Source organism: Streptococcus sp. A12 (assembly GCF_905372335.1).
Taxonomy (GTDB): Bacteria; Bacillota; Bacilli; order Lactobacillales; family Streptococcaceae; genus Streptococcus.
On the sequence record NZ_CAJPOU010000003.1, the window covers coordinates 1 to 12,846 of the forward strand.

The window sequence follows — 12,846 nt, forward strand, 5'->3', positions numbered from 1 at the left end:
CAAAATCCAGTGTCCGCAAGGACGTGCCGGTTCGACCCCGGCCGCCGGTATAGTATTAAAGACAAGGTTTTCGGACCTTGTCTTTTTCTTTTATTTGTTGAATTTGTAACGCTGAGTTACTTAAAATTACTAGTTTTATAACAAATCATCTAATTTATCCGCTAATTTTTGTTGCTTGCTTGGATACAAATGAGAGTATGTATCTATTGTTGTAGTTATAGAAGCATGTCCTAATCTTTCTTTTACGACATGATAATCTTCTCCTTGGTTTATTAGTATGGAAGCATGTGAATGCCTGAAGTCATGAATTCTTATTTTTTTTAAAGAACTATCTCTTTGTAATATTTTTTTATATTGTTTTTCGATTGAATCTTTAGTTATCGTAATCGGGCTATTTTGAAATATCTGTAGATCATCTAGGTTGGTTGTAAATTCTTTTAATCTTTCATGCTGTGTTTGCCTCCATTCTTCTAGTGTCTCCACTAGTTTGGTGTTCATGATGATTCTTCGGGTTCCAGCTTTTGTCTTTGTACTACTAATGTGTTCTTCACCTTTTTTAACGTATATTGATTTACTTACATGGATTGTATTTGTAGAAAACTCTATGTCCTTCCACGTTAGAGCAAGAGCTTCTCCGAGTCTTAGACCAGTAAAAAATAGAACTGTGAATAGTAGTTTTATATTGTATTCATCGTTGCTAAATAGTGTTAAGAAGTGCTTAAATTCTTTTACTGTCCAGAAATTTAATTTTACTTTTTCTATGGGTAATTTTTTCAGTAATCCTACGGGATGTTCCTTGTAAAATCCCTTTCTTAATCCAACATCCAGAATTTTCTTTAGTAAAATTATAATTTTATTAATAGTGTTTGGACTTAGCTTCTTTTCTGAGTTTTGAGCATTTTTATCTCTTAGATGTTCTCTGAATTGATAGATATCTTCATAAGTTAATTTAGCTACATCATCAACTTTTTCAAAATAGTTTTTTATATGCCTGTTATAGTTGTTTTCTTGTGTATCTATATAGCTTTGTTTTCTGTTGTTTATTCTATCCTCTTCTTTTAAGAGATCATAAAGGATATCAATTGATATTTTTGAGTTGAAACTTTTTTCTTTAAGTTCGACACTTCGTAAGTATTGTTCGGCCTCCAATGCTTCTTTTTTAGTTTTGAATCCTTTTCTTACAATTCTACGTTGTTTTAGAGATATTGGATTTATACCATTGGAAACATCAACAATCCAAGTTCCGTCTCTACTTTTACGTAAAGCCATAAGCTACGCTTCTTTCTGGAGTTCAATTCCTAATAGTTCTTCTGCGACACTGGCTGGAATTGTACCAATCCTTTTGTTATCGTAGATGTTAAAACCACGATTCACTAATAGTAATTTGCCGGTATGGATAATCTTTCTTGCAGTTCCTGGAGCAAATCCAAGTTCGATAAGATCATCTTTTGTTACAGTTTTAATCATGTGATCTCCTTTTCTAATTAGATTAAGTAAGGGGAGGATTAACTCCCCTTGTCTTATACTTATTTTTGTTTTACATCTACTAAATGGATAGCATCCGCCTTGTAATACATTGTCGTGCTAATCATAGTAGCTTGTAAATTGTCAAATGTAACTGGTACTTCATCCATTGCTTGGATATAGTCATTATCAACCAAAGCATCTGGATTGTCTACTGAGACTTGGGTTGATTTCTTTTTGAATTGTCCATCCTTGATCGTTACATTGTATTTCCAACCAATGATTTTATCGGTATTAAAACGTCTTTCGCTACCATCTCGGTTTTTAATAATTTCTCCGTTTGCATCAGCTCGGACTTCCGTTTCAAATTTTGGAATGACTTCATCCAATTCAAATTTTGTTCCAATGTTATTAAAATTCCAGTCATTTTGTGAAAGCATTTTTGCCATAATTAATTTCTCCTTTTGATATTTTCTTTGATTGTAGGGATTAAATCTTCTCTTTTAAAAAGAATTGCCCTTTCTATTAGTCCACTTGCTAAATCTGGTGGATATTCCATATTGTTGAGTGCGAGATAGTTAGTCTTCTCATACTCATGCAGTAAGTTATTGTCGTATAGAAATTTATACGCTTTTAGAATAGCTCCGGAACCTTTATAGGTAAACCATTCTAATTTTTGTTCTAGTTCTGTTTTTGGTTTTGAAATAATGATAGAGACAGGTTTTGAGTGACCTAAAAACTTTTCCCAAGATCTCAAAGGTTTTGAGAAGTGACTATCACTATAGAACTTCACTTTTTCTTTGAGGTATCCCTTGGTAAAGTTAAGAAGATCTATTTCTGAATGCAACCATTCTTGAATGAAGTAGTGAGCTTTTTCTTTCCTAAGTTCTAACTCAGTTCTTATCCAATTTTCTATATACCGCTTGCTGATACCGAGCTTCTCAGCTCGTTCTAAGCGTTTATCGTAAATTCTAAGTCTTTCATCATCATTGGGTTTTCTTAAATATAAGGTCTGGCCGATTGTTTCATCTCCGTAGGTATTGTAGTAGGTGCTTTTCCCATATAGAAAGCGTTTCTTCTGACAAATCTTTAGAAGCTGATTAGGAGTGAAATAGGGTATTTCATTAAAATCATCTATTGCAATATCAATTCGTCTTACTGAAAATTGATTGTAATTGTAGTAGAGGTTGTTCAGAAACTGTCTTTCGGACAGACTATTTGGATCTAATACCATATCTCTATAGAACTCGAGTGCCTGTCCTGACATGACAAGCATGTAGGACGACTCTTTCGCTCCATAGTAGATACGGATATTCCCATAATGAAGCTGGCTATCATAGTTATAGTATTTAAGGCTCCCTTTATTCTCAATAAATAAGTCATAGTCAAGAAATAGAATGTCTTCGATTATTTCTCTTGGCGAAAATTCAGTCTTATCAAACTGAATTTGAATCCAGTCAAATACAGAACGTAAATGTTCATTTTTTGCCATAGATTTTGATTCAACTTTTTGCCTAATTTTGCCACCCTTAAAATCTCCAAAACCCTTGGGAATACTGAATTCTTTCGATGGTACACCTAACTTGCAGAGGGTGGTGTTACTACACACCCTATCGGTCAAAAATGGTCCGTCCGCATCTACGCTCATTTTCGGCTTTCTGCCTCATGGCTCAGCCGAAAACTCGCTATTAGCCGAACCTATTTTTTGACCTCTTGTTAACAAACCCTAGTAAGCCGGTTTGCATCGACTCTTCAATATCTTGGATTTTCTTTTTTAGGTTGGAATTCTCAATTTTTATCAGTCGCATTTCTCGCTTAAATTCCTGTTTTAAGGCGCTCAGTTCATAGTAGAGCTCATCTATTACTTGGTTTAGGGATTCATGCTCATTGTCTGCTAGACTCCCAAATACGGCTTGTATAGCCTCTTTTAGACCTATTTCAAGTTTTAGTTTAGCTAACTTTTGAAATTGTCTAAGGTCTTCGTCTGTAAAATCATAGGCAACTGTATAACTTAATTGATGAGTTCTGGGATTTCTACTGATAGGAACTTTAATTTTCTTAAATTCCTTGCCACTTATCTCTTTAATCAGTTGAATCCAATTTTTAAGAGTAGAGGTAGAGTTTAGGCCAGAAATTTGATTGACTAACTCTTTATTGGTCATCTTTTTGTGAAACCTCCGAAATTTTCTTGTGCAACTGAAGAGTTTTCTGTGGTATAATTGTTACATAATATGTTTTGATCTTGGAACGAACGGCACATTTGTTTCAAGATTTTTTATTTTGTCGAATCCTACCTCCTTTATTAAAATTTTTTAAATCGACTACTAGTTACATACGCTTTTACCTCCTTTTATGCTATAATATTCTCAATGGAATATTTAATCTCAAAATAAATATTCCTTATGGAATAATTCCATTTTATACCGTTTAGAATATTTTGTCAAGTCAAAATATACCGAATCGAATATTTAAGAGGATACAATGTTTAATAATGATTCTTTTGGAGATCGTCTTAAGGAACTGAGAAAGAGTAAGAAGTTAACTCAAGTACAAGTTTCTGATATGATTGGTGTACAACAAGGTACTTATTCTCGTTGGGAGAATGGAACTTTAGAGCCTAATTTAGAAGCCGTTGTCAAATTAGCGAAGTTGTTTGATACAACGACAGATTATTTATTAGGAAAAACAATTTACAGTACTCTAGATGTTATTCCTCATCCAATTACTAGAATTGATATGAAGAAGTTAAAAGAGTTTAATAAAACTGAACTAAATGATCTGAAATTTGCGATTGTTATGAATGGAATAAAAAATCATTTCACTGTATTTGACTATATGGATGAGCTAGTCTCTGAATATAATTTAGATGAAGAAGAGCAAGAAATATTGCATACCCTTTTTAAAGAGGTTTATGATTATTTTAATGCCGATTGAAAGTGACTTTTAATATAATGAATTAATAATCTAAATGTAATGCTATTAATTTTATATTGCATATGCCTAAAAAAATAATAAGTTGGAAATTATAATTATTAGAATGGAATTAAAAATATGGCGTCAGAAAAAATTAAATCTAGTACGATAGAAGCTCAATCAGCCATCAGTGAGTTAATTGGACTCGATGTGTCTGAGAAAGCAAATAAACAGGTAAAGTTTAGTTACTCTTCTGGCATTGTAGGGATGGAAAATGGTAAAAAAGTGACAAATCAAATGCTTGAAGCAGTTGGAAATTTTAGCGAGGCTGTTTTGATTCAGGCTAATAAATTTCCTCAAATTGCGGAGAAAATAGAGAAAAGAGATGTTGAGCAGGCCCAACGGTGGAGGAGTTAAACATATTTATGCGAGATATTAATGAAAAAGAGAGAGAAAGACTATTTCATCAAATAGTGAAAGTAGAGCAGGAAGAAGATGATCTACGTAGTATAAAAAAGCGACATGAGCAATCTCTAGAAAATTTCGTTGGAGAGTTCCGAAGTATATCTAGAAATGCAGAGAATAGATTATCAGCAACTCCACAAAATAGGAAATTCATTGAAGAAACTAGAGAGTTAGAATTTAAAGTTGAAAAGTATGTGGATAATCAACTAAACGTCTTTACTCAGGAAATGGAAAAACAGTTTAAAAATTTAGATAAGCAAAGAGAAAAACTAATACAGGAAAGGAATGGATTGCCATGGGAGTAAAGTATAGTTCGTCAGAGTCAAGTTTATTGATTGAAGCGATGAACAGTAATATCGAGATTGCAAATGAGATAACAGATAGACTCTCTAGTGGTAGTGACCATTTAATCTCTGCGCTTGAGTCAGGTGAATTACAAGGAGCAGCATACACTGCAGGGAAAAATCTCTTTTCAGAGATAATTATTCCTTCGATTAAAAAACTTCAATCAGCTGTCGATGACATTCAAACAGAGTTATCATCATATAAAAATGCAGATGCTGTCATTTCAGGTTTTGGAGAGTTAGATTTAGATGATTTGAAAATTCAGAAAGAAACAAGAGAAAATCAATTAGCAGAAGTAAAATCGCAGATAAGGGAAAACGAAAAACTTCGAAGTATAATAGGTGCTTTAGGAACTGGAAATTTGGGAAATCATTTTTCAAAAAATAATGCCTTGCATGAGTTGGAATACCAATTACAGATGGGGATTGACGAACTGAAAGATAAAATTGAGAAGTTAGAATGGTTTGTGTTACAGGTTTCTCAATATTTCAGTGATAGTCTAGAGGTTCTTAGCTTAGCCATCCAAGGTGCCACACAACTAAGTAAGATTATTGTGGATAGCAATGGTAACTACTATGTAGATGGTGTAGATATGGCTTGGTTTGATAAAATGAAGGAACGGAAGATTGAGACGCATAAGTATTTATCATATAGCCAAAAGAATGAATTTGTACAACATTTAGAAGAACAGTATGGATTTGATAGAGAGACCAGTAAGCTGATCGCTGACATATCCACATCGATTGATAAAAAATTCCCTTATTTATCTCAGACGGAACGGGAGCAACTTTTTTTGGTAACACTAGGGAATTTTATATATTCAGAAGGATATGAGAATGGTAAATCAATGGAAGATAAGTTTAAAGGTTACATTAGCGATAACAGTTGGATGGATGTTGCTGGTACACCTTCTGATATAACTGGTTTACCCCTTGATGGAAAAATATTGTTAAAACATTTGGGATTAACTGATAAACAAATAACTAAGTTACGTTATAATATTCGATTACAAAGTCAAATTTCCTCAGGAATATATCCAAATTATGATGAAATAAAGTCTGATGATTTGGAATCGTATAAATTATCCTATGAAAAAGTTTATGGTGTTCAATTGACCGACGAGATGTTCAAGGAAAAATGGAGTGAAAAATATGCTTCCTTTTCTGGAAAAGGAGATTTTGCTCATTTCTCTATTACCACAGCATCTAACTTAAATAATAGACTCAGAGGAAGTGATTTAACAAAATTTGGACACGAGAATGTTAACGATTTTGCAGGTTGGTTAGGTGATGCGACGCTTACTGATAGTGATGATATTAGCTTTGGGAATGACGACTATAAAGCAGACTTGGATGCGGTAAATATCACCCAAAAAATGAAAAGTGAAAAAATATCTTATATTGAGGCTTCAAATGAGTACTACTCAGAAATGAAACGAGGCGAATACACTCGTGCAGAAAAATTTGTAGAGTATAAGCCAGTAGAAGAAATTAAACAGAAAATTTTTACAAAATTACTACCATATGAAATGAAATATGAGGACGGACCAGGAATGCAATTGCGTTTTAAATTACCTAATGAAAAACAGGGTATGGACTATCTACAGAAAAATTACCCAAGTACTTATAATTTCATTCGAAATGTTGAAACAGGGAATCAAGAGTTGACAGATATGAGGTGATTGGATGAAGAAGAGAAAATTTGTAATTTTTTCGTTGTTAATGGTTCTATTATTATCTTTCTCTGGTTTTCAGTACTATAAGTATCAGAGAATTCATAATATTTTTGATGAAATATACTACGAAGAAAGTGATTATCACAATTATACGTTTCTATGGAAAGGTCGAGCTTTTTATAAGTTAAAAGGTTTAAAAATTGTGGACAACGATTCTCAAGAAATTTCTATTCATTCTATTGATTATAAAAGTGTAGATTTACCAAATACTATTCATTCTCTAGGTTATTATTTTTATTTTGGATTTCAGGAGATGACGAAAGTTGGGATAGAAATGCGTTTGAGACTACCAAATACAGAGACAACTATAAATGTAGAGTACCTGTACGATGTCAACAATCAGCAATTAGAACGCTATATGTGGTATCACGATGAGAAAAGCGTGAGATATTATCATCAGTCTCAAGTAGAAGCCTTTCTAGCGGAGCATGGAAAGACTGTTGATGAGATTCGCAAGGAAGCAGATGAAATACTCCGTCACAAAGTCTTGGCAGACTGGACTTCCATATATGCTAGTCGCTTTAGCCCAGATAATTGGGGCGACGTGACCGACAAGGATATTTGGAGAGAGGATCTTGGAGCAGACTAGTGACAGGTCTCAATCTGAGATGCTGAGGAAGAATGGGGGAGAAGTGCGTGTGAAAAACAAAAGAAAACAACTTAATAAATGGAATCTAGGATGTTCTGGAGTGGTTGCTATTGTAGCGACTGTGTTTTTCTATTATATTTATTTGTATTTCAAAAATGCGAGTTACACCTTGAAACCAGGGGATTCCATAGTTTTAAAAGTTCCTACCTCAAAACAAAAGGAATTTTCTCCAAAATTGTATCTATCTCGGATTTCTGGTGGGAAATTAGAATTATCTGGGAGAACCTCATGGTGGCAGAAGGGAGAAGGGAACCTTGTAGGGACTAACTATGATGTTTTGAAGCAAGAAATTAGCGAAACCTACTCATTATCAAGTAATATCCCAACAAAAATAATAAAAAATGATCCAAATAATAGTATCTATTTATCAAAAGAAGGTGTAGTTCTTCAATCTAAAGAATCTTGGGAATTTGAGCTTCCAAACTCAAAACAAATAAAAATCACGAATATTTCAGACAAAGATATTAGATTTGAAGCGCAGGTGACAGGTGAATAGAGGAAACTAGAAAAGTAAAGTGAAAAAAATGATTATTTTTTCACTTTGATAGCTTTGTTCCTGTCTTCTTTTCTTTGTGAAATTTAAGTTACCAATTTTCACTCCCCTTTTTTCTTTTAGTTCTATGCTTCGTAGGTACTATTGATTCCCAGAGCTTCCTTTTTAGTGATTACTAGGAATCTATTTGTGTAAATTTCCCATACCTTTCAAATAATCATGCAACTGTCTCGAATATCTGTAGTTGAATATAACCGATTGGGACATATCGTCTAGTCTCTGATGATACTCTTGGGGCGATAAGGTATGGAGCGTTACTAAAAAGTTACTAAAATTTGGAAAATGAGTCTATTTTGCAAGATTCAAAAGTCCTAAAACCCTATTAAATCAAGGATATAAGATTTAAAAAGTGTATTCATAGAACTCAAAATCCAGTGTCCGCAAGGACGTGCCGGTTCGACCCCGGCCGCCGGTATAGTATTAAAGACAAGGTTTTCGGACCTTGTCTTTTTCTTTTATTTGTTCAATTTGTAACGCTGAGTTACTTAACAGTTACTAAAAATTGTTTTTATTGTTTTCTGAAAATACTTTGACTATTTTCCTTTACTGTGTTATAATTAACCGGTAAAGTATTTACTGGTTAATAGAAAGGAAGTTCCTATGAAGATTGCTAATCAGATAGATGAGTTTTTGAATTCTATCTTACTTATTTCTGAGAATCAGCATGAAGTATTGATAGGTTCTTGTACAAGTGGTTTTTCTTTAACCAATACGCAAGAACACATTTTAATGTTATTATCAAAGAATAATTATTCCAATTCTGAGCTTGCTAAATTGCTGAATGTTAGTCAAGCTGCTGTTACCAAAGCTGTTAAACAACTACTTTCTTTTGGTATGCTGGAAGCTCTGAAGGATGATAAAGACGCTCGGATTGTTTTGTACCGTTTAACAGATTTGGGGCGTCCAGTTGCTGAGGAACATTCTCATCATCATGATCATACTTTGGATGTTTATAATCAAGTTTTGAGCGAATTTTCTCAAGAAGAACAAATGGTTATTTCTAAGTTTTTATCTCGCTTATTGGAGGATCTTCGTTAATGCGTTATATTACTGTTAAAGATCTTTCGTTTTATTATGATCGTGAGCCTGTACTAGAAGGTGTGAATTATTACTTGGACAGCGGTGAGTTTGTGACGCTGACTGGTGAGAATGGCGCCGCCAAATCTACTTTGATCAAGGCAAGTCTTGGCATCTTAAAACCAAAAGTAGGGACGGTTGAAATTGCTAAGGAAAATGTAGCTGGTAAAAAATTACGAATTGCCTATCTTCCGCAACAAATTGCAAGCTTTAATGCTGGCTTTCCCAGTTCTGTTTATGAGTTTGTGAAATCAGGGCGGTATCCTCGTAAGGGTTGGTTTCGTCGGTTAAATCATCACGATGAGGAGCACATTCTAGCTAGTTTATCTGCTGTTGGGATGTTAGAGCATCGTGATAAACCATTAGGGGCTCTATCCGGTGGCCAGAAACAACGGGCTGTCATTGCACGAATGTTTGCGTCTGATCCAGATATTTTTGTCTTGGATGAACCGACTACTGGGATGGATGCTGGTAGTAAGGATGAGTTTTATGAATTGATGCACCACAGTGCCCATCATCATGGGAAGGCTGTTTTGATGATTACGCATGATCCTGAAGAGGTAAGCCATTACGCGGATCGCAATATTCACCTGGTGAGAAAACAAAATTCTCCATGGCGTTGCTTTAATGTCCATGAGAAAGATGGAGGTGAGGACCATGCTTAATCTCTTTCAGTATGATTTTATGCAACGGGCCTTGTTGGCGATGGTTGCTATGAGTCTTTTCTCTCCTATCTTAGGTGTATTTTTGATTTTACGTCGCCAGAGCTTGATGAGTGATACGCTGAGTCACGTTTCTCTATCAGGGGTTGCTTTTGGTCTCTTCCTTGGTTTCTCCCCGACTATTTCTACAGTCATTGTGGTGATCATAGCGGCTGTATTTCTAGAGTACTTACGCACAGTCTATAAAGATTTTATGGAAATTGGGACAGCGATTCTCATGTCGACGGGCTTGGCCTTGGCTTTGGTGATCATGAAGGGTGGCGGTAAAAGCTCCATGAGTTTGGACCAGTACCTATTTGGTTCTACCTTGACCATTACCGATGAGCAAGTGCTAGCTCTGTTTGTCATAGCGGCGATTGTTTTATGTTTGACGGTTCTCTTTATTCGTCCGATGTATATTCTTACGTTTGACGAGGATACAGCTTATGTAGATGGTTTACCCGTGCGTCTCATGTCTATTTTGTTTAATATTGTGACAGGTGTGGCTATCGCTTTGATGATCCCTGCTGCGGGTTCCTTGTTGGTATCTACCATCATGGTCTTGCCAGCTAGTATTGCTTTAAAGCTAGGAAAAACATTCCGTTCAGTCATGCTGTTGGCAGTGGTCATTGGTTTTGTAGGGATGGTCAGTGGTCTCATTCTTTCTTATTACCCGGATACACCGGTTAGTGCGACCATTACCCTCTTATTTGTATCCTTCTTTTTGCTCTCAAATCTTTTTGTTAAATTTAGAAAATAGGTGATCTTATGAAAAAACTTGCATGGCTGGTATTAGCCTTTTGTAGTCTTCTGTTAGTAGCTTGTAGTGGTGGTCAAAATCAGTCAGGGAAATTGAAAGTCATGACTACTTTCTATCCTGTCTATGAATTTACTAAGCAAGTCATCGGAGACGAGGGAGATGTGGAGCTCTTGATCGGGTCTGGTTCGGAACCCCATGATTTTGAATTGTCCGCCAAGGGTCGCGCAAAAATCCAAGAGTCAGATGTCTTTGTCTATGAGAATGAGAACATGGAAACGTGGGTGCCTCAGTTGTTGAAATCAATGGATGGCAAGAAAACCAAGGTTATCAAAGCGACGGAAAATATGCTGCTTTTACCAGGTGGTGAAGAAGAGCATGACCATGAGGGAGGGGAAGAACACCATCATGACTACGATCCTCATGTCTGGCTTTCTCCACAGAGAGCTATTAAAATGGTGGAAACGATTCGTGATCAACTGGTGAAACAGTACCCAGATAAAAAGGCTAGCTTTACCGCTAATGCGGATACCTATATTGCCAAGTTGAAAAAATTGGATGACAGCTATACGAAAAGCTTATCTGAAGCGAAACAGAAAAATTTTGTCACTCAACACGCAGCTTTCCGTTATTTGGCCCTGGACTATGGCTTGAATCAAGTTTCTATTTCAGGTTTGTCACCAGATAGTGAACCGTCTGCGACTCGCTTGAGTGAATTGACAGAGTACATCAAGAAGAATGACATCAAGGTCATCTACTTTGAAGAAAATGCTTCTAAATCCTTATCGAAAACCTTGTCTGCTGAAACCGGTGTGGATTTAGCTGTTTTGAATCCATTAGAGAGCTTGACAGATGAGCAGATGAAAGATGGTGAAGACTACATCTCTATCATGGGAGCCAACCTCAAATCTTTGGAGTTAACAACGACTCAAGCCGGAAAAGAGATCGCTCCAGAAGAGGAAGAAGACACCAAAACAGTGGCCAATGGCTACTTTGAAGACAGTGCTATTAAGGACCGAACTCTTTCAGATTATGTAGGTGATTGGCAGTCTGTGTATCCTTATCTAAAAGATGGAACCTTGGATCAAGTCTTTGACTACAAATCTAAATTAACCAAGTCCAAAACAGCTGAAGAGTATAAAGCCTACTACACCACCGGTTATAAAACAGATGTCGACCGGATTGTCATTACAGACAAAACCATGACCTTCTATAAGAATGGCGAAGAGAAGAAGTTCGAATACCGCTATGCTGGGAAGCATACGCTAACCTATACAAAAGGGAATCGTGGAGTGCGGTATCTCTTCGAAGCAACTGATCCGAATGCGGGTGAATTCAAGTATGTTCAATTCAGTGACCACCAAATTGCTCCTAATAAGGCAACTCACTTCCATATTTTCTTCGGTGGGGAAAGCCAAGAGGCACTTTATAAGGAATTGGAAAATTGGCCTACTTACTACCCAAGTGACTTATCCGGATTCGAAATTGCGCAGGAAATGTTGGCCCACTAATCAAATAGAGAAGGAACCAGTTGGTTCCTTTTTTGATAGTAACAGAAACTTGTCAAATTGCTAGAAAAAGGATAAAATTAGGCTTATAGAATAGATTGAATGTGGGGAGATTCATGATGAAAAAGTATCGTTTGCTATTGTTGCTTTCTGCTCTACTGTTTTTCCTTGGAGCCTGTGGTGATAAAAAGCAGGAGACAGGATCTGAAAGTAAAGAAAGTACAGTTCGTCAATCGAAGGATAGCTCAGCTACTAGTGAAACTAAGAAAGCTGAGAATTCGAGTGATAAGAAAGAGAAAACAAAGATGGATATTGAAGCAATCGCTCAAGGGGATTATAGTAGCGTAGCTGGTGTCTGGCAAGATGATAAGGGGAATAAACTCGTCTTTGATCAAAATGGTTTGGTCTCTAACGAATATGAGTCTTATGATCTTTCCTTGACAGACTATGGAACTGTTTCAGGAGGAGTCTACGGAGGAATCACAGGAGGATTTTTGATGGAATTCATTCCTGCTGGGCTTACGATTGATGACCAAACGGACGAAAATGGAGAAGTCATCTTCCATGATGATTCTGATGCCAGCAAGGATCGTCTCTGGACCGGAACTGGAATGTACAGTTTTACGGAACAAGGTTCTTTTCTCTATAAGGTTGGGGATTAGCTAGTATATGTGTAATG

Annotated in this window: 16 protein-coding genes; 11 read left to right on the forward strand and 5 right to left on the reverse strand. The window is 35.9% G+C overall.

Annotated features, from left to right (window positions below; genetic code table 11):
• Positions 1 to 135: 135 nt before the first annotated feature.
• The 5 genes from QZ158_RS00630 to QZ158_RS00650 are packed head-to-tail and all read right to left on the reverse strand — an operon-like array spanning position 136 to position 3,626.
• Positions 136 to 1,269: a site-specific integrase gene (locus QZ158_RS00630; protein WP_293873049.1), complete on the reverse strand. Its 1,134-nt coding sequence runs from the start codon at positions 1,267 to 1,269 to the stop codon at positions 136 to 138.
• A gap of 3 nt (positions 1,270 to 1,272) precedes the next feature.
• Positions 1,273 to 1,467 (reverse strand): DUF3173 domain-containing protein, encoded by a 195-nt coding sequence (locus tag QZ158_RS00635; protein WP_000598356.1) that lies wholly within the window; start codon positions 1,465 to 1,467, stop codon positions 1,273 to 1,275.
• 59 nt (positions 1,468 to 1,526) lie between these two features.
• Positions 1,527 to 1,913, reverse strand: coding sequence for a hypothetical protein (locus tag QZ158_RS00640; RefSeq protein ID WP_001096843.1), 387 nt, complete (start codon positions 1,911 to 1,913; stop codon positions 1,527 to 1,529).
• Positions 1,914 to 1,915: 2 nt separating this feature from the next.
• Entirely contained in the window at positions 1,916 to 3,112 is a 1,197-nt protein-coding gene (locus QZ158_RS00645) for a replication initiation factor domain-containing protein (RefSeq protein ID WP_293873151.1), read from the reverse strand.
• 40 nt (positions 3,113 to 3,152) lie between these two features.
• Positions 3,153 to 3,626, reverse strand: a complete 474-nt coding sequence (locus QZ158_RS00650; protein ID WP_293873153.1) for a hypothetical protein — start codon at positions 3,624 to 3,626, stop codon at positions 3,153 to 3,155.
• A 319-nt stretch (positions 3,627 to 3,945) separates the two neighbouring features.
• On the opposite strand from QZ158_RS00650, the gene QZ158_RS00655 reads away from it, so the two are divergent.
• From QZ158_RS00655 to QZ158_RS00705, 11 genes are all read left to right on the forward strand, one after another.
• A complete protein-coding gene (locus QZ158_RS00655) occupies positions 3,946 to 4,398 on the forward strand; it encodes a helix-turn-helix transcriptional regulator (RefSeq protein WP_293873155.1) in 453 nt (150 codons plus the stop codon).
• A gap of 117 nt (positions 4,399 to 4,515) precedes the next feature.
• Positions 4,516 to 4,794 (forward strand): TIGR04197 family type VII secretion effector, encoded by a 279-nt coding sequence (locus QZ158_RS00660; RefSeq protein WP_293873157.1) that lies wholly within the window; start codon positions 4,516 to 4,518, stop codon positions 4,792 to 4,794.
• An 8-nt stretch (positions 4,795 to 4,802) separates the two neighbouring features.
• On the forward strand, positions 4,803 to 5,147 hold the full coding sequence (locus QZ158_RS00665; RefSeq protein ID WP_293873159.1) for a cingulin: 345 nt from the start codon (positions 4,803 to 4,805) through the stop codon (positions 5,145 to 5,147).
• Positions 5,138 to 6,868: a hypothetical protein gene (locus tag QZ158_RS00670; RefSeq protein ID WP_293873161.1), complete on the forward strand. Its 1,731-nt coding sequence runs from the start codon at positions 5,138 to 5,140 to the stop codon at positions 6,866 to 6,868. The genes QZ158_RS00665 and QZ158_RS00670 overlap by 10 nt, the downstream gene beginning before the upstream one ends.
• 4 nt (positions 6,869 to 6,872) lie before the next feature.
• On the forward strand, positions 6,873 to 7,511 hold the full coding sequence (locus QZ158_RS00675; RefSeq protein WP_293873163.1) for a TipC family immunity protein: 639 nt from the start codon (positions 6,873 to 6,875) through the stop codon (positions 7,509 to 7,511).
• 49 nt (positions 7,512 to 7,560) lie between these two features.
• Complete coding sequence (locus QZ158_RS00680; RefSeq protein WP_293873165.1) at positions 7,561 to 8,067, forward strand: hypothetical protein; 507 nt, start codon at positions 7,561 to 7,563, stop codon at positions 8,065 to 8,067.
• A gap of 657 nt (positions 8,068 to 8,724) precedes the next feature.
• Entirely contained in the window at positions 8,725 to 9,162 is a 438-nt protein-coding gene (locus QZ158_RS00685; RefSeq protein WP_293873167.1) for a zinc-dependent MarR family transcriptional regulator, read from the forward strand.
• A complete protein-coding gene (locus tag QZ158_RS00690; RefSeq protein ID WP_048691339.1) occupies positions 9,162 to 9,866 on the forward strand; it encodes a metal ABC transporter ATP-binding protein in 705 nt (234 codons plus the stop codon). Before QZ158_RS00685 ends, QZ158_RS00690 begins: the two co-directional genes overlap by 1 nt.
• Complete coding sequence (locus tag QZ158_RS00695) at positions 9,859 to 10,662, forward strand: metal ABC transporter permease (RefSeq protein WP_293873174.1); 804 nt, start codon at positions 9,859 to 9,861, stop codon at positions 10,660 to 10,662. Before QZ158_RS00690 ends, QZ158_RS00695 begins: the two co-directional genes overlap by 8 nt.
• 8 nt (positions 10,663 to 10,670) lie before the next feature.
• The gene (locus QZ158_RS00700; RefSeq protein WP_293873177.1) at positions 10,671 to 12,170 is read left to right on the forward strand and encodes a zinc ABC transporter substrate-binding protein AdcA; all 1,500 of its coding nucleotides are present in this window, start codon (positions 10,671 to 10,673) and stop codon (positions 12,168 to 12,170) included.
• 113 nt (positions 12,171 to 12,283) lie between these two features.
• Entirely contained in the window at positions 12,284 to 12,829 is a 546-nt protein-coding gene (locus QZ158_RS00705) for a DUF6287 domain-containing protein (protein ID WP_293873180.1), read from the forward strand.
• Positions 12,830 to 12,846 lie beyond the last annotated feature (17 nt).